The organism is Cryobacterium sp. 10C3 (assembly GCF_034314285.1).
Lineage (GTDB): Bacteria > Actinomycetota > Actinomycetes > Actinomycetales > Microbacteriaceae > Cryobacterium > Cryobacterium glucosi.
Genome location: NZ_JAVIWF010000002.1, coordinates 12,236 through 28,033 on the forward strand (window position 1 = coordinate 12,236; position 15,798 = coordinate 28,033).

The window sequence follows — 15,798 nt, forward strand, 5'->3', positions numbered from 1 at the left end:
CGTGCAAAACTCAACACTATGGCGGACTCTGCTCGGAGTCGACAAAACCATCGTCGAAGCGGTCGATCTCGACGCGGATACGGGCATGCTGGTCGCGTCGGTGCGCCCAACGGCATCGATGCGGAACCGGTGCGGGGCCTGCCGGAAGCGCTGCCCGCGCTACGACGCCGGTGACGGGCGGCGCCGCTGGCGATCCCTGGACGCCGGCTCGGTGCAAATCCACTTAGAAGCTGCGGCGCCGCGGGTGAGCTGCCGGGTGCATGGCGTGACGGTCGCCGCCGTGCCGTGGGCCCGGCATCAGAGCGGGCACACTTTGTTCTTCGATGACCAGGTCGCGTGGCTGGCCACGCAAACATCCAAGTCCGCCATCACCGTGCTGATGCGCATCGCGTGGCGCACCGTGGGCGCGATCATCACCCGGGTTTGGGCAGATACGGAGAAGCAGTTCGACCAGTTCGCGGGCCTCACCCGGATCGGGATTGACGAGATCAGTTACAAGCGCGGCCACAAGTACTTGACCTGCGTCGTGGACCACGATTCTGGCCGTCTCGTCTGGGCGGCACCAGGCCAGGACAAGGCCACCCTCGAGACGTTTTTTGATGCGTTGGGGCCGGAGCGTTCGGCACTGATCACGCATGTTTCCGCGGACGGTGCGGCCTGGATCGCCAGTGTTGTCGCGGAACGAGCGCCGAACGCTGTTCGCTGCGCTGATCCGTTCCACGTCGTGAAATGGGCCACCGAGGCCCTCGATGAAGTCCGCCGGGGCGCGTGGAACGAGGCCCGCAAAGCCGCCCGGCACAACGATGCCCGACGCACTCGCGGCCGGCCCCCAGCCGACGCCCCGGCACGCCCAGACAGCGCCCGGGCGACGGGCATCAAGAACTGCCGATACGCGCTTTGGAAGAACCCGGAAAACCTGACCGAGAAGCAACAAACGAAGCTCGCCTGGATCGTGCAGACCGACCCCCGGCTGGCTCGGGCGTACTACCTGAAGGAAGGCCTCCGTGTGATCTTCAAACTGCCTCTCGAGGAAGCGACCGAAGCTCTCGACAAATGGGTTGGTTGGGCTCGCCGCTGCCGCATCCCGTCCTTCGTGAAACTGCAGAAGAGCATCGTGAAACACCGCACCGCGATCCTGGCCTCCATCGAGCACAGCCTCTCCAACGGCCGCGTCGAATCCATGAACACCAAGATCCGCCTCATGACCCGCATCGCGTTCGGCTTCAAATCACCCGAGGCCCTCATCGCCCTCGCAATGCTCAGCCTCGGCGGGCACAAACCCGTGCTTCCCGGCCGGGACTAACCCACGGAAGAGTCAGGAGAGCCCAAAATTTGACGATTTCACGATCTCGGCGCCGCACTTTCACAACTGCTACTGTCTGCAGAATGCTGCAACCGTTCTCGAGCTTGGCGAGTCGGCTCAGGAGGGACACGTGACCCTCGACGAGATCCGGCAGGCCATTGACACCGATCCCTCGAACGCTGCCTGGGCGAAGCGAGGCGTGGGGGCCCTGTTCGTCGCGGACCCTGCCGCTCGGATTGTGATCATCGGTCAGGCGCCCGGACAGAAGGCGGAAGCCTCCGGAATCCCCTGGGACGACGCGAGCGGCGCGAAGCTGATGCTGTGGCTGGGTGTGACGGAGGATCAATTCCGAGATCCCGCGCTGTTCGCGATCCTCCCGATGGACTTCTACTACCCGGGCAAAGGAACCAGCGGCGACTTGCCGCCACGAAAAGACTTTGCACCGCGGTGGCATCCGCTCATCGTCGGCCAGCTGTCTGGGATTCGTTTGACATTGCTCGTCGGCAAGTACGCGCAGGACCAGTATCTCGTCGGCCGTGGCAAGCGCAACCTCACCGAGACTGTCCGAGCGTTCCGAGAGTACCTGCCCGATGTGTTTCCCGTGGTGCACCCGTCACCGCTCAACTTCCGGTGGCAAGCGCGCAATCCCTGGTTCGAGACTGACCTAGTGCCCGCGCTGAGGACCTCCGTCGCTGACGCGATCGAGTAAGCGCCCAGCGTGTCATCGACAGAGTCCCCGCTGTTCGGGGTCTGCATCGGGAGTATCAACGTCAGGCTTGGTGCCAGATTCCGACTATCTGCCGGGTGTATCGGTGGCGAGTCAGCTCGGTGACGAGGAAACCGCTGATGCTGAGGTAGCGGGTCAGGTCGACTTGGGTTCATCAAGACGTGCCGACGGACTCCGTGCTGCGCCAGCCATCTCCACGATCGACTCCGCAGCAGGGTCGGTCCGAACGCGCGAACCGCAACCGTGCCATCATGGACGCGACCGGGTCAGTAACCGTCGCGTCAAACGTGGGACTAATGCCCTCTCGGCACTTCTCCTGCGGTAGCGGCGTGAGGCTTGCGGCGTGAGGAGAGGCATGGATACCCAGCAGGGTGCCCTTCGCGGGCGCGTGGCGGTCGTCACGGGTTCCACTCGCGGCCTTGGTTTCCCTGTGGCCCGGTTGCTGGGCCAACAGGGTGCAACCGTCGGACGCTGCCGAGTTTCGCAGCCTGACGAAGGTGGCCCTGGTGACCCGCGGCGTTCATAGCGTACTGACCGGACGACTACGCCGCCGCAATCGCATGCCCCTGGACGTCCGCGTCCTGGATGCGAACGGCCAAGAACGAACGATCGGGCCCGATGCAATCACGCGATGAGTCTGCGGTCAACCGCATCGCATCCTGACGGAAGGGTAGACGGTCCTGGCGTAAACATGGCTGCTCGGCCCCGCATTGGGGCAAGCGGCTGCTCGTCGCATGCGGGTAGCGTCAGGCCTCGGGGGTACGGGTGCCAATGTCTGACGATGTGGGTGGGCGCGTTGACTTTGCGGGCATTCAGGCGCTGTCCTCGCGCGGAGCTGGCTATTCGGTGGCGGCGAAATGCCTGCAGGTCCAGGCTGACGCTGAGGCTCTCGATCCTTCCCTGCGGTCCTCCGACGGAGTGACGCTTCACGCGGATGCCCGGTCCTGGTACGTGGGCGCTCTCGGCGAGATCGAGGTCGGCTTGCTTCTTGCTGCGCTAGGTCCGAAGTGGTTTGTGCGGCATGCGGTGCCGATCGGTGCCGGCACCAAGGATGTGGATCACCTCGTCATCGGGCCAGGGGGAGTGTTCGCGATCAACACGAAACACCACGCCGGCGCATCCATTTGGGTGGGCGACTTCGTGCTTCGAGTCAACAACGTCAACACCCGCCATGTGAAGCAGGCGCAGAGTGACGCGATGGATGTGGGCCGACGGTTGACGACAAAAGTCGGGTTCCCCGTGCCGGTCATTTCCGTCTTGGCCATTCTCGGTGCGAGGTCGATCAATGACAAGCGCACCCCCGCCGCGGGCCTGGTCGCTGTTGTGGATGCGAAGAACCTTGTCTCCTGGCTCGTGGCCCGGCCTCAGCAATTGAGCGACAGCGAATTGGCCTTGATCGAGTTCGCAGCCGAAGAGCCGGAAACCTGGCACGTGGACCCGCGCGCGGCCGACACCCTGCGGGTGATGCCACGATTCGAGCGACTCGTTCTTCAGGTCGGGACGCTCAGCGTTGCCGCTCAGGTCCCCTCCCAAGCCAAGACCGCGGCGACTCGAACAACCACTCGACCCACGACCGGTGCTCCCAACCGCGCTCTGAATCGCACTCCCGCCCGCAGTCGCGCGACTCCGCCCTGCTCCCCGGCACGACGTAAGCGTCGAGAGCGTGTGACACTGGGTGACCTCGTCAAGCTGTGGCTCGCCTGCGGACTCATCATCACAGCGATGTCGGTGCTCCAAGGCATCGCGAACCAGCCGTGCACTTCACCGGCCGGTTGCGTGCTGCCGTCGCTGCTCATGGCGTTCGCGCCGCTCCTGAATCTTGGAGTGGTGGCCGCGCTCGGTGCGGCTCTGGTCGGCACAGTTCTCTGGGCAATCCGCCGGCTCACGCAATAGATGAACGCGATGAGTGCCACCCGGCCACAACGGCTGGATTGATGTAACGCTGCGCCTACCCGGAGCGTCTATTGAGTCTGGAGTCCAACGGAATGCATAACCGCTCGCCCAAGGACGACGTCCTCGTCGGAGGGTTGGACGACTGGGCATACGCGGCGTGGGTCTATGGCAGCACGCGGTTGAGCGGTCTGGAGGATCCTGGTCTGAGACGCACGCTGACGGTGCCGCTTCTGGCGAAAGCCCAAGCGCGGATGCTGGCCGAAGGCGTCACGGATGCTGCTCTGCCCGCTGCCGAGCTACCCGATGATCTCCGTCCCCATCTCCCCTTCAACGACGCACAAATCCGCGACGCGCTGCCCGATTCGGACGGCTTCGGCTGGCGCGATCTGCGACTGGGTGGCTCTCTTCAATGACGCCCCGGACAAATGCAGCTGACCTACGCGGCTTCGGTCGAGAATGCTCTCGACGCAGCGAACGAGGTGACGCATGACCAGTCCGGAACGTGGTGAATGGCCGGCGAGCGACCGTGGGTACCGGCGCTCCGAAGTGTCGGCGCTCGTGGGGCATGGTGACGCCATCTGGGAGCGCGCCACCAGGGACGTCCTCCGGTGGCGGGTGAAAACAGCGAGCGGGTTTGCGGTCGACTCGACCGGACCGGTGTCACAGGGGGACCATGTCATCGTCACCGCACGTGTGCTCACTGTGACCGTTGTCGAGCCCGTGGAGGTCGTTGAGGTCGTCAAGGAGTCCGACCGGGTCGGCTTTGCATACCGAACCCTGCCTGGGCACCCGGTCAGTGGTGAAGAGGCGTTCATCGTGCACCGACGTGGCGACGAGGTGCGTCTCACCGTGCGCTCGCTCACGCGACCTGCGCCACAGCAGCCTTGGCGAGCCCTCTACCCACTATTGCTCATCGCCCAGCGGATCGCGCGTAGACGCTACCTGCGGTCACTTCGCTGAGCTACTGGCGCGGGCTGGTTCTGAGCATGAGCCGGGTTTCCTCTCTGGCCGGAGTCGTCCTTTGAGGCGCTTCACTGCGCTCGGAACGTCCTGCACGTCGCAGAATCCGCGTGTACGAAATTAAAATGATAGTTTTGATTTAAATACCTAAATGTTTGGAGTCAACATGCTCTCTGCCCAGTCTCTGCCCCTGATCGAAGCGACGTTGCCCCTCGTAGGCGAGCGCATGCCCGAAATCGCCAGGAATTTCTACGGCCGCATGCTCACCGCCCACCCCGAGCTCTTCGACGGCCTGTTCAGCCGCTCGAATCAGAAGAACGGCTCCCAGCAGCAGGCACTCGCCGGCAGCATCGCAGTGTTCGCGACGCACCTGGTTCAGAATCCCGAGACCACTCCCGAGGCCATGCTCTCCCGCATCGCGCACAAGCACGTCTCCCTCGACATCCGGCCCGAGCAGTACGACATTGTCTACAAATACCTCTTCGAAGCCATCGCCGACGAGCTCAGCGACGTCATCACAACGGAGATCGCCGGTGCCTGGACCGAGGTCTACTGGCTGATGGCCCACGCCCTGATCAAGATGGAGAGCGGACTTTACTCCGGCCTCGCAAGCGACAAGCCCCTCGCGCCCTGGGTCGTCGTGAAGAAGGAAACGGCCGGTACCGACGCCGTCACGTTCACCCTCGAACCGGCCGATGACACCCCGGTCTCGCCCGCATTGCCCGGCCAGTACGTGAGCGTCACCGTGCGGATGCCCGACGGCATCCATCAGGTGCGGCAATACTCCTTGTCAGCCGGCACGGCCACGACCCGCGTCTTCACCACCAAGCTAGATGCGAACGGCGAGGTCTCCCCAGCCCTGCACCGCGACGTGCAGGTCGGCGACACGCTGATCCTCTCTGTGCCCTGCGGGGACATCACCCTGGACCGCGGCGACGGCCCGCTCGTCCTGGCCTCGGCTGGTATCGGCTGCACGCCAAGCGCGTCCATCCTGCGCTCGCTGGTGGACGGTGCCTCGAAGCGCGAAGTGCTCGTCCTGCACGCCGAAAGCAACCTGGAACGCTGGGCGCTGCGCGACCAGATGAGCGAGGACATCGCCCTGCTCGAGGCCGCCGAGCTGGAGCTGTGGCTGGAAATCCCGAGCGCCGGTCACCACGAGGGTTTCATGTCTCTCGAGAATGTGACCATTCCCGACAACGCCTCGGTCTACCTGTGCGGGCCGCTCCCGTTTATGCGCAGCCTGCGCTCGCAGGCGCTGGCTGCAGGGGTCCCTGCCAATCGCATCCACTACGAGATCTTCGGACCCGACCTCTGGCTCGCGGGCGTCTGAGCGCTACCGGGCAAAACCGATGCGAGGATGATCGCATGACCAAGGACTTCGTATCGCGTCGACCAGACGTTGTAGCGGTCGAGCTTGTCGGCGGATCTGAGAAGCGCGAGCTGGAACTCGTTGCCTATGACGACAGCTGGCCCGTTATCTTCCTTGCCCACCAGAATCGTCTGCGGAAGGCGCTCGGAACGACGGAAGTCGAGGTTGAACACATCGGATCGACCTCGGTACCCGGGCTGGCGGCCAAGCCGATTATCGACATCCTGGTCACGGTCGGCGATATCACGGTGGAGGAGGACTATCTCGGACCTCTCTTATCCGTGGGATACGAGTTGCGCGTTCGTGAGCCCGGCCATCGCCTGGTGCGAACCTCGGCACGCGATGTGCACATCCACATCCTGCAAAGAGGCGATTCGGCTATCGATAGGTACCTCCTCTTCCGCAACCGTCTTCGTGCGGATGCTGACGACCGGTCCCTATATGAAGCGACCAAGAGCGCGTTGTTGGGTGAGGGTTTCGACGACATGAATGCATACGCCGAAGCCAAGACCGACGTCATCGCGGCGATCATTGCGCGTGCACTTGCGTCCGGAACCTAGCCTCACCAGAATGTCGCAGGGAAGCTGCCGTCCTGTGGATCCGACGGCCCGTTGTCATACGGGACCGCAGGGAGGGACTTCTAGCGTGCGCGCATGCTGTTGTTGCGGGGGTCGTGGGTGAGTTCGGCGAGTCCGAGCGCTTCGAGCAACGGCGGAAGATACATGCCGAATCGCCCGCGGTATCCGTTCCGGAGCCCGTACCAGCCGCCGAGCGGGTTGGACTCGGACCGGCCCCACGCCTCGACACTCCCCTCAGCCGGGACTTTCTTCTCGTCCGCGGCACCCAGCGGTACCCAATCACCATGCTCCGTGAGCCAGGTGTGCAGGTCCTCAACGGCTCGGGCGTCGTAGCTGAGCTTTGTTGATCCGACCTGGCAGACCAGGCTCGGTGGTGTGCTCGACTCGTCGCGGTACATCGTGTACTGGCTCGTACCCGGCGGGGTGGACAGAATCCACGGTTCGTCTTTGCTTCCAGTGGTCATGAGCTACGTATATCACGCACCCCGCAGCTTGGGAATGCCGGGGGTCAGGTCGTGGACGCCGTGTAGATCCGCTCGATGGAGGTGGCCAGCATTGCGTTGAAGGCTGCGTCCGATTGCTGGACGGTAAGGCCCTCGAGCAGCGCCCGGCTGAAACTGGCGCTCAAACCGTGGTTCTCGGCCAGCAATCGGCAGGCCTCACTTTGGCTGTAGCCACCGGAGAGTGCTACCACCCGCAATACCAGCGGATGCTCGATCAGGTCGGTGTAGAAGTCGGGTACCGTCGGGATCGACAGCTTGACGATCACAGGCTGGTCGGTGGGGAGCCGGTCGAGGGCCGCCAACACGTCGGCTTTGAGCAGGTTTTCGGCTTCGGCCTTGTCAGGGGCATGTATGTCGACTTCGGGTTCCAAGATCGGCACCAGGCCATGGGAAAGAACCTGCGCGGCGACGGCAAACTGTTGGTCGACGATCGCCTGGATTCCGGCGGGGTTGGCTGACTTGATCACGGAACGCATCTTCGTGCCGAACATCGTGCGTTCAACGGCACGGGTGAGGAGGGGTTCCAGCTTGGTGAGGGGCCTCATCAACTGGACGCCGTCCTCCTCAGCGGCCAGGCCCTGATCGACCTTGACGATTGGCACGATACCTCGGGCGGTGAGGTACTCACCCGTCAACTGGCCGTCAATGGTGCGGTCCATGGTCTGCTCGAAGAGGATCGTCGCGAGGATGCGGTCGGAGGTGAAGCTTGCGGCCGTCATTACACGGGCACGCATCTGATGCATCAGGTCGAACATCTGCTCATCGCTGCCGTACGAGGCCGGGTCGATGCCATAGAGCTTCAGAGCGCCACTCGTGCTGCCGCCGCTTTGGTCAAGTGCTGCGACGAAGCCGACTCCGGTGTTCATCCTTGCTGCTTGTTCGGTATTCAAAGTCCCTCCAAAAAGGTCGTGGACTCGAGTCCAGTTTAGCGAGCGGTGATCGTCGCCCGAGCGGTTCACCGCGCCGATTTCCGGCTGTCGGCCCAGGCCTCGTGCCGGCACCGGGTGATTCTCGAAGCTGAGCCAGCGTCATCGGATGGACTGACTCGATTGGTGCCCGGGGACGTTACCTGCGTGGTGCCTTGGGCTATGCCACCGGCGCCCGCACCAGCTTCGCCAAGGCGGCCGGTCTGGTGCAGAACTCACGAACCCGGCCGCACCCACTTCCGTCGCACCGGAACCCCACGTGGCGGCTGCGGCTCCCCGAATGCCCGGCGTCGCAGCGTCAGGAACTCGCGCACGGAATTGTCGGCAGACGGCCTTTAGCTGCCGTTGTACTCGTCATCGGTGATGTGCTCAAGCCAGGTGGTGGTTTTGGCCGGGTCGTCGCCCGACTGAACCATGGCGATGTGCTCCATGAAGACGCCGGGGGCTGCCGCGTGCCAGTGCTGTTCGCCTGGCGGGGTGTAGAGCGTCTGGCCGGGGTGGACCTCGATGATCGAGCCGTCTCGCGCTCCGAAACGGGCGACGCCCTGCGTGACGCGGACGTACTGGCCCAGTTCGTGGGAGTGCCAGGCGGTGCGGGCTCCTGGAGCGAACCGCACCGTCACGACGACCATGCGCTGGTCGGCCTCGTGGGGCAGTGCGATCGGGTCGAGCCAGACTTCACCGGCGAACTGGGCGGCCGGGTTGAGCGTGGTCGGTACTGCAGGTTCGATGATCATGATGTTCCTTACTCGTCCTTGGAGAAATACTGCTTGGCGACGCCCATTGCGGCCATGCCCCGGGGCCAGCCGGCGTAGAGCGTGACGTGCGTGATGGCTTCGATGAGTTCGATCTGGGTTACGCCGTTCTTGACGGCGTGATCGAGGTGGAAGGTCAACTGGTCGGTGTTCCCGCCGGCCGTGAGTACGGCCACGGTGATCAGGCTGCGGTCGCGGGCGGAGAGTTCGGGGCGGTTCCAGACGTCGGCGAAGAGGACGTCGTCGGTGAGTTCGGCGAGTTTCGGAGCGAAGTCGCCGAACAGGTTCCGGCCTCCTCCGACCTGCGTGCGTTGGCTGGTCATGGTGTTCCTTTCAGGGGTGGTCGATGGTGCGGGGAGCGGCAGGAGTGTGTCGTTCAGAAGGCGATCATGACCTTGAGGGCTTCGCGGTCGTCCATGGCACGGTACGCCTCGGGGACGGCGTCGAGGGTGACGGTACGGTCGAAGACCCTTCCGGGGTTGACGGTGCCGTCGAGGATCGCCGGCATCAGCCGTTCGATGTAGGCCCGCACAGGAGCCGGGCCGCCGGTCAGGGTGATATTGGCGCCGAAGAGGCTGCCGAACCCGATCGGTGCGTCCTCATACTGGGGAACGCCGACGCGGCTGATGACTCCGCCGGGCCGGACGATGCGGTAGGCCTGTTCGTAGGCGGGCAGATGCCCGACCGCTTCGAGCACCTTCCGGACGCCGTGACCGCCGGTGAGTTCGCGGACCTTGTTGATGCCTTCGTCGCCGCGTTCTGCGACGACGTCGGTTGCGCCGAATTCCCGCCCGAGGTCGGTGCGCGCCTGGTGGCGCCCCATCAGGATGATGCGCTCGGCGCCGAGCTGCTTGGCTGAGAGGACCGCCATCAGGCCGACCGCTCCGTCACCGATGACCGCGACAGTGTCTCCGGCGGTGACACCGGCGCGGCTGGCTGCGTGCCACCCGGTGCCGTAGACGTCGGACAGGGTCAGCAGCGAGGTGAGCAGCGGGGACTTCTCGTCGATGCCGGGGACTTTCACGAGGGTCCCATCGGCGAAGGGGACCCGGATGCCTTCGGCCTGGGCGCCGCCTATGCCGGGCATGTCCCAGAATCCGCCGTGGATGCAGGAGGTGTAGAGGCCTTCGCGGCAGAATTCGCACGTTCCGTCGGAGAAGGCGAACGGAGAGATGACAAGGTCGCCGGGCGCGAGGGTGCGGACGTCGGATCCGACTTCCTCGACGACGCCGATGAATTCGTGCCCCATGGACACCCCACCCGGGGTGCTCGGCATGCTGTGGAACGGGTGCAGGTCGGAACCGCACACGCAGGCCCGAACGATTCGGACGACGGCGTCGGTGGTGTCGTGCACGACGGGGTCGGGGGCGTCGACGAGACGAACGTCGCCAGCACCGAACATGTATATCGCTTTCATTGCTATCTCCAGATGTGTTGCTGTCGATTGGTCGAATGGTTGAGAAATTGTGGGAAATGGTTGCTAGAGGCGGACGGGGAAAGCGGTGCGACGTCCGTAGACGGTGAGCAGGAGCGCGGTGAGGCCGAACACGATCATCACGACGGTGAGGACGAGGCCGTCGAAGACTGTCAGTAGGGCGGCGCCGAGAATGCCGGCGGTGAAGATGGCGAGGTTGAACGCCACCGGCAGGAACGAGTTGGCGATATCCGAGTCGTTGCCTCCCGTTGTGGTGAGAGCGGCTTGGACCTGGGCGGATACCCCGCCGAACGCGATTCCCCACAGAACAGTCGCGACGACGATCGCCGCGGTCGAGGTGTGCCCGATGAGGAGGACAACACCGGCCATGATGAACAGCGCCGCGCTGCCGTGCAGCAGCGGTCTCGGATAGCGGTCCAGCAGCGCCCCGGTGATGACGATGCCGCCGATCGAGGCGACTCCGAAGATGAAAAGCTGAACGTCGACGGTGAGGCTGCTGCTGGTCGCCCTGAGGTACGGGGAGAGATAGGTGTAGATCGTGTTGTGCGCCAACATCCAGGTGAAGATGACGGACAGAATGATGGCGATGCCGGGGATTCGGAACACCCGGACCAAGGGCAGTCGTGAGCTTCCCGGCTGTCCGTGGACGTCGGGGGCGATCGCGGCGATGAGCGCACCGGCGATGATGGCCACTGCGGTGAGGCCGCCAAATGCCCACCTCCAGTCGAATGTCGTTCCAAGCCAGGATCCGAGGGGTGTACCGAGGGCGAATCCGACCGGTGCCCCGCCGGAGACGATCGCCAGGGACAGCCCTGCGCGGGACGGCGGGCTGATCTTTCGACCGTAGGCCGCGAGCATCCCCCAGATGATTCCCGAGAATGCCCCCGCAGCGAACCGTGACAGCAGGGACAGAGCCACGTCGCTGGAGAGTGCGGTGACGCTGTTCGCGAGGATGAGACCGAGGATCGTTCCGAGGAGCAGGGGCTTTCGGCGCATTCCCCGGGTCAGGGTGATGGCCGGGATCGTGATGATGACCGTGCCGAGGGCGTATGCGCTCACAAACAGCCCGACGGTGCCTTCGCTGGTCCCCATGCCGGCGGCGATGACCGGAAGCAGGCCGGCCGGCATGGTCTCCATCGCCACGAGAACGAAGCCGATGACCGCCAAGGCAACCAGGGTTGCCAGAGGCAAACGCTTCATCGTCTCGACAGCGGCCGGTGGTGGCACCGTGATGGTCGTGTTCAAGATTCTCCTCACCGCCGACTGTTGCATGCGTTACTGCCCACGGGTGCGCAACGGTCCAAACCGGGCCCGCCGTGAACAGCCGGTTGTTGCATATGCCTCAGTCAACGCGCTGTGCACCCCGGGAGGGAGTCTCTGTCGAGGGGTGTACCAGCAGGGCACCCCGCGCCCAGTGCCGGAGACGTAGTCTCGTCGACATGGACAATCACTCCGAGGTACGCGAATTCCTCATGTCCCGCCGCGCGAAAATTGCTCCGGAACAGGTGGGCCTTCCCGCCGGAGCAAACCGGCGGGTGGCGGGGCTCCGTCGCACCGAGGTGGCAACGCTCGCCGGCGTCAGTGTCGAGTACTACGCCAAGCTCGAACGTGGCGCGATCGGAGGGGCGTCCTCCTCCGTTCTCGACGCCCTTGCCCGCGCACTCAACCTCGACGACACGGAACGGACCCACCTCTTCGACCTCGCCCGCGCAGCAGACGGCGTCCCATTGTCCGGACGTCCGCGCAGGCGCGCCACAAAGAACGCCGTGAGCAGGCCCAGTCTTCACTGGGTACTCAGCACGATCACCGACGGCGTGGCATTCGTGCGCGACCAGCACCAGGATCTTCTCGCCACAAACGAACTCGGACGTGCCTTCTACTCGCCACTGATCGGCGACGGTGGGCGCACACCGAACCTGGCCCGGTTCCAATTCCTCGACCCCGCATCACGCGACTTCTATCCGGACTGGGATCTCTTCGCCGGAATGTGCGTCGCAATCATGCGTGCCGAAGCAGGGCGCGACCCCAACGACAAAGGCCTCCAGGACCTCGTCGGCGAACTATCCACCCGCAGCGACACATTCCGCCAGCTCTGGGGGGCCCACGACGTCCGCACCCACGGCTCCGGCACAAAACGCTTCAATCACCCCGTCGTCGGCGAGCTCACTCTTGCCTATGAAGAGCTCATCATCACCGCCGACCCAGGATTCGTTCTTATGATCTACACCGCGGAACCCGGCTCACCCAGCGCAGAGCGTCTGCGACTCCTGGCCAGCTGGGCAGCCCCGCGAATCGAAGCGGCCGAACCCCGGTAAGGGCTTCGCTTCAGTGAGGCGATGTTGCCTGCTGTTCATTCACCGATCAGGTGCCGACGAACGAAGGGACTACTGGGCGGGACGCCTCGACCCGTAGAAGCCGGACTTGATATCGTCGACAAGGCCGGGGTGCGTCGGTGTCCAGCCGAGCAGGTCCTGCGTCCTGGCGCTCGAGGTGGGAACGTCCAGGCCGAAGAACATGCCGATCCAGCCGAAGTGCGCGGCGGCATCTTCCGGGGGAATCGACACCAGTGGGATGCCTCGAGCGTCGCCGATTGCGGCGGCAATCTCGAGCGACGAGATGCCCTCTTCGCCGACGGCGTGCACGCGGGATCCGGCAGGCGCCTTCGCGAGTGCGAGTGCCACCATCCTCGCTGCATCCAGACGATTCACGGCAGGCCAGCGGCTGGAACCGTCACCGACATAGCCGGAGACACCCTTTTCGCCGGCGATCCCTGAGATCACCTGCATGAATCCGTGGTCGCCCTCACCGTGGACTGTCGGGGAGAAACGGAGGGCGACGGAGCGGATTCCGCGGTCGGCATAGGAAAGCGCGAGCGCCTCTGCGCCCCCGCGCGGCGCCTCAGGCCCGCTGAACGGAACCGCGTCGTCCTCGCTTGCGAGCCTGCCAGGCGCGAGCCCCGCAACACCAGACGCGAACAGGAACGGGCGATCCGAGCCGGCGAGGGTGTCCCCGAACATCTCGATGGTGGCTCGCTCGGTCGCGCCGGCACCCGCCATGTCGGAAAAGTCGTGCTTGTATGCCAGATGGATGACGCCATCCGCTGCTGCCGCCGCCTCGCGCATGCTGTCGAGATCGTCGAGATTCCCGCGATGGGGAGTGACGCCGGCGGCCTGCAGTTTCGCGAACGACTCGTCGTTTCGCGCCAGGCCGACGACCTCGTGTCCGGCAGCGATGATTTCCTGGGATACGGCAGAGCCGATCCAGCCGGAAGCGCCGGTGATGAAAATACGCATGAGTGACTTCTCCTTCGAGACGCGCGCCCGGTCGGTTGCCAGGCATCGGCTACTGATGTCAGTTGCTGACGTCAGAGTAGCACGTAATGTCAGCGACCGACATCAACTCGAAAGATCGTAGACTGCCTCTCATGGGACGCTGGCTACCGGATGCGCACGGCTCGGCTCGCGCGCGCCGCACTGGAGCTCTACTCGGAGCGCGGCTTCGAGCAGACGACGGCCCTTGAGATCGCGGAACGAGCGGGTGTTACCGAGCGCACGTTCTTCCGTTACTTCGCCGACAAACGGGAGGTGCTCTTCCAGGGATCCCAGGAACTCCAGCGCATCATCCTCGCGACCATTGCCGAGACGCCCGAAGATGTGCGACCGGTCGACGTGGTCATTGCGGCCATGAACAAGGTCGGCGGACTGGTCTTCGACCGTGCACACTCCATTCGGCGGGCCGCGATCATCTCGGCCAATCCCGCACTCCAGGAGCGCGAACTGCTGAAATTTTCGACCCTGAGCGCATCCGTCGCGGGGCGCTGCGCGAGCGCGGGGTTGCGGAGCCGTCGGCGACCCTTGCCGCCGAGACGGGTGTGACCGTGTTCAAGATCGGCTTCGAGAGATGGATCACGGGTACGCCTTCCGAGGACTGGGCTGAGTGCATCCGTGACACCGTCTGCCAGCTTCGTGAGGTCACACCCAGCATCATCGTTGGCTAGACCTGAACGCGGAGTAGCTTGAGAGCATGACCGAACAACAGCCCTATGCGGTCGTGGGCAATAACGATGGTTTCGAGTTGCGTCGCTACCCGGAGCATCTCGTCGCCGAGGTCATCACGACAGGGCCATTCGAAGATGCCGGCAATCGTGCATTCCGATACCTGTTCGCCTATATCAGCGGCGAGAATTCCGTTCGTCAGAAGGTCGCGATGACCGCGCCTGTCGTGCAGGCCGAGGCGTCGACGAAGATCGCGATGACCGCTCCTGTCGTTCAGGAGGCCGTCGGCGGAAAGCCAGGTGATCCTGGCGAGAAGGGGGCGTTCCGCGTTGCCTTCGTGCTCCCCACGGGCCTCACGATCGAGACGGCTCCACAACCGACCAGCCCGCAGGTGCGGCTGAGGAGCATTCCGGGGAGTCTCACCGCTGCGGTGAGGTATCGCGGCCGGTGGGACGAGGCCGGGTATGCGCGCCATCTGGAGTTGCTCCGGGGTGCGATAGCCGCCTCTGGATTCACGGCGTGGGGAGAGCCCCGTTTCGCCCGTTTCGATCCACCGTTCATGCCCTCGTTCCTGCGTCGTAACGAGGTCCTGCTCGATATCGTGCCCACCGAGGCAGAGACTCGGCCGTAACCTCGTCAGCCAGGTCGAGGGCGCCCTGGCCGACTTGACGCACAGGCGCTGATGGGAATCGAAGAGCCGCAGCCGGAACGCCGGCCCATCCCTGCTAACCCCTGACGGGATCTCTGCCAACCCCTTAGCCGACAACCGCTTCCGGTGCTTTACTGACATGAGTATTTCTCAGAGGAGGCGCATGATGGAAGCTCCAACGTACCTGGGTACCGATATCGCAGGGCTGATGCACGCCGCGCGCGCGGAAGCGCGACGCATTGTGGAAGCCAACAAGGGCGACATGATCAGTGATCACAAAGCCATCCTGGATCGGCTGGAAGCCGCAGAGCTGATCACCGATGACGAGGTGCAGACGCTCCTTGGGCTCTACAAGCTCGGGTTCGAGGCCGGAGAGGGGAAGGCGGACCCCCAACGCGCCTTCTTCGAGTCGCGGGAGATCTACGGCAAGCTGGCGGCTGGCGGCAAGGCCAGCCCCGTCGCGCTGGTGGTGGCGTCGGCCGCCGTCGGGTCGTTCGAGATCTCAGTGAGTCCCGAAGGATCGACGACGGTCTCGATCGCCCGGGTGAGCTACGGCTCGAGCCTCGCGGGGATTGGAGCCGGCATCAGATCACTCCTCGGGGGTCCTGCCGGAGGGGTGCTCGGTGGCGCGATCGGCGGCCTGCTGGGCGGAATAGTGGACGACAAGAAGGGCAAGAAATAATTCGTGCCTCCGGGCGGGCCAGT

At 64.5% G+C, this 15,798-nt stretch carries 18 protein-coding genes; 11 read left to right on the forward strand and 7 right to left on the reverse strand.

Annotated features, from left to right (window positions below):
• Nucleotide 1: 1 nt before the first annotated feature.
• The 7 genes from RGU41_RS00625 to RGU41_RS00655 all read left to right on the forward strand — a co-directional run bounded on the left by RGU41_RS00625 (nt 2) and on the right by RGU41_RS00655 (nt 6,812).
• The gene (locus RGU41_RS00625) at nt 2-1,303 is read left to right on the forward strand and encodes an ISL3 family transposase (RefSeq protein WP_322135197.1); all 1,302 of its coding nucleotides are present in this window, start codon (nt 2-4) and stop codon (nt 1,301-1,303) included.
• A gap of 130 nt (nt 1,304-1,433) precedes the next feature.
• Nucleotides 1,434-2,012, forward strand: coding sequence for a uracil-DNA glycosylase family protein (locus RGU41_RS00630; RefSeq protein WP_322135198.1), 579 nt, complete (start codon nt 1,434-1,436; stop codon nt 2,010-2,012).
• A 969-nt stretch (nt 2,013-2,981) separates the two neighbouring features.
• Nucleotides 2,982-3,923: a nuclease-related domain-containing protein gene (locus tag RGU41_RS00635; protein WP_322135199.1), complete on the forward strand. Its 942-nt coding sequence runs from the start codon at nt 2,982-2,984 to the stop codon at nt 3,921-3,923.
• A gap of 71 nt (nt 3,924-3,994) precedes the next feature.
• On the forward strand, nt 3,995-4,336 hold the full coding sequence (locus RGU41_RS00640) for a hypothetical protein (protein WP_134564464.1): 342 nt from the start codon (nt 3,995-3,997) through the stop codon (nt 4,334-4,336).
• 73 nt (nt 4,337-4,409) lie between these two features.
• Nucleotides 4,410-4,883 (forward strand): DUF1990 family protein, encoded by a 474-nt coding sequence (locus tag RGU41_RS00645; protein WP_134561588.1) that lies wholly within the window; start codon nt 4,410-4,412, stop codon nt 4,881-4,883.
• A 166-nt stretch (nt 4,884-5,049) separates the two neighbouring features.
• Nucleotides 5,050-6,213: a globin domain-containing protein gene (locus RGU41_RS00650; RefSeq protein WP_134445781.1), complete on the forward strand. Its 1,164-nt coding sequence runs from the start codon at nt 5,050-5,052 to the stop codon at nt 6,211-6,213.
• Nucleotides 6,214-6,248: 35 nt separating this feature from the next.
• On the forward strand, nt 6,249-6,812 hold the full coding sequence (locus tag RGU41_RS00655) for a GrpB family protein (protein WP_322135200.1): 564 nt from the start codon (nt 6,249-6,251) through the stop codon (nt 6,810-6,812).
• A gap of 80 nt (nt 6,813-6,892) precedes the next feature.
• On the opposite strand, the gene RGU41_RS00660 is transcribed toward RGU41_RS00655, so the two are convergent.
• From RGU41_RS00660 to RGU41_RS00685, 6 genes are all read right to left on the reverse strand, one after another.
• On the reverse strand, nt 6,893-7,294 hold the full coding sequence (locus RGU41_RS00660; protein WP_134445779.1) for a DUF6855 family protein: 402 nt from the start codon (nt 7,292-7,294) through the stop codon (nt 6,893-6,895).
• A 44-nt stretch (nt 7,295-7,338) separates the two neighbouring features.
• Nucleotides 7,339-8,223 carry a fructose bisphosphate aldolase gene (locus tag RGU41_RS00665; RefSeq protein WP_369125150.1) on the reverse strand — a complete coding sequence of 295 codons (885 nt, stop codon included), beginning with the start codon at nt 8,221-8,223 and terminating at the stop codon, nt 7,339-7,341.
• Nucleotides 8,224-8,594: 371 nt separating this feature from the next.
• Nucleotides 8,595-8,996 (reverse strand): cupin domain-containing protein, encoded by a 402-nt coding sequence (locus RGU41_RS00670; RefSeq protein WP_134445778.1) that lies wholly within the window; start codon nt 8,994-8,996, stop codon nt 8,595-8,597.
• Nucleotides 8,997-9,004: 8 nt separating this feature from the next.
• A complete protein-coding gene (locus tag RGU41_RS00675) occupies nt 9,005-9,337 on the reverse strand; it encodes a carboxymuconolactone decarboxylase family protein (protein WP_322135202.1) in 333 nt (110 codons plus the stop codon).
• Between the two features lie 53 nt (nt 9,338-9,390).
• A complete protein-coding gene (locus RGU41_RS00680; RefSeq protein ID WP_134558825.1) occupies nt 9,391-10,431 on the reverse strand; it encodes a zinc-binding dehydrogenase in 1,041 nt (346 codons plus the stop codon).
• Nucleotides 10,432-10,494: 63 nt separating this feature from the next.
• Nucleotides 10,495-11,694 carry an MFS transporter gene (locus tag RGU41_RS00685; RefSeq protein WP_322135203.1) on the reverse strand — a complete coding sequence of 400 codons (1,200 nt, stop codon included), beginning with the start codon at nt 11,692-11,694 and terminating at the stop codon, nt 10,495-10,497.
• A gap of 194 nt (nt 11,695-11,888) precedes the next feature.
• Between RGU41_RS00685 and RGU41_RS00690 the strand changes: the two genes are divergently transcribed.
• On the forward strand, nt 11,889-12,764 hold the full coding sequence (locus RGU41_RS00690; RefSeq protein ID WP_322135204.1) for a helix-turn-helix transcriptional regulator: 876 nt from the start codon (nt 11,889-11,891) through the stop codon (nt 12,762-12,764).
• Between the two features lie 69 nt (nt 12,765-12,833).
• Here RGU41_RS00690 and RGU41_RS00695 read toward each other — a convergent pair whose 3' ends face one another.
• A complete protein-coding gene (locus tag RGU41_RS00695) occupies nt 12,834-13,742 on the reverse strand; it encodes an SDR family oxidoreductase (RefSeq protein WP_322135205.1) in 909 nt (302 codons plus the stop codon).
• A gap of 150 nt (nt 13,743-13,892) precedes the next feature.
• On the opposite strand from RGU41_RS00695, the gene RGU41_RS00700 reads away from it, so the two are divergent.
• From RGU41_RS00700 to RGU41_RS00710, 3 genes are all read left to right on the forward strand, one after another.
• Nucleotides 13,893-14,324, forward strand: a complete 432-nt coding sequence (locus tag RGU41_RS00700; protein ID WP_322135206.1) for a TetR family transcriptional regulator — start codon at nt 13,893-13,895, stop codon at nt 14,322-14,324.
• A gap of 148 nt (nt 14,325-14,472) precedes the next feature.
• Nucleotides 14,473-15,075: an SOUL family heme-binding protein gene (locus RGU41_RS00705; RefSeq protein WP_134445772.1), complete on the forward strand. Its 603-nt coding sequence runs from the start codon at nt 14,473-14,475 to the stop codon at nt 15,073-15,075.
• 181 nt (nt 15,076-15,256) lie between these two features.
• Nucleotides 15,257-15,775, forward strand: a complete 519-nt coding sequence (locus tag RGU41_RS00710) for a hypothetical protein (protein WP_322135207.1) — start codon at nt 15,257-15,259, stop codon at nt 15,773-15,775.
• The last annotated feature ends 23 nt before the right edge of the window (nt 15,776-15,798 follow it).

Bases quoted from the DNA above. Each gene is read 5' to 3' on its own strand.
- RGU41_RS00645 (WP_134561588.1), top strand. From the start codon at position 4,410: ATGACCAGTCCGGAACGTGGTGAATGGCCGGCGAGCGACCGTGGGTAC.
- RGU41_RS00650 (WP_134445781.1), top strand. From the start codon at position 5,050: ATGCTCTCTGCCCAGTCTCTGCCCCTGATCGAAGCGACGTTGCCCCTC.
- RGU41_RS00655 (WP_322135200.1), top strand. From the start codon at position 6,249: ATGACCAAGGACTTCGTATCGCGTCGACCAGACGTTGTAGCGGTCGAG.
- RGU41_RS00660 (WP_134445779.1), bottom strand. From the start codon at position 7,294: ATGACCACTGGAAGCAAAGACGAACCGTGGATTCTGTCCACCCCGCCG.
- RGU41_RS00670 (WP_134445778.1), bottom strand. From the start codon at position 8,996: ATGATCATCGAACCTGCAGTACCGACCACGCTCAACCCGGCCGCCCAG.
- RGU41_RS00675 (WP_322135202.1), bottom strand. From the start codon at position 9,337: ATGACCAGCCAACGCACGCAGGTCGGAGGAGGCCGGAACCTGTTCGGC.
- RGU41_RS00680 (WP_134558825.1), bottom strand. From the start codon at position 10,431: ATGAAAGCGATATACATGTTCGGTGCTGGCGACGTTCGTCTCGTCGAC.
- RGU41_RS00690 (WP_322135204.1), top strand. From the start codon at position 11,889: ATGGACAATCACTCCGAGGTACGCGAATTCCTCATGTCCCGCCGCGCG.
- RGU41_RS00695 (WP_322135205.1), bottom strand. From the start codon at position 13,742: ATGCGTATTTTCATCACCGGCGCTTCCGGCTGGATCGGCTCTGCCGTA.
- RGU41_RS00700 (WP_322135206.1), top strand. From the start codon at position 13,893: ATGCGCACGGCTCGGCTCGCGCGCGCCGCACTGGAGCTCTACTCGGAG.
- RGU41_RS00705 (WP_134445772.1), top strand. From the start codon at position 14,473: ATGACCGAACAACAGCCCTATGCGGTCGTGGGCAATAACGATGGTTTC.
- RGU41_RS00710 (WP_322135207.1), top strand. From the start codon at position 15,257: ATGATGGAAGCTCCAACGTACCTGGGTACCGATATCGCAGGGCTGATG.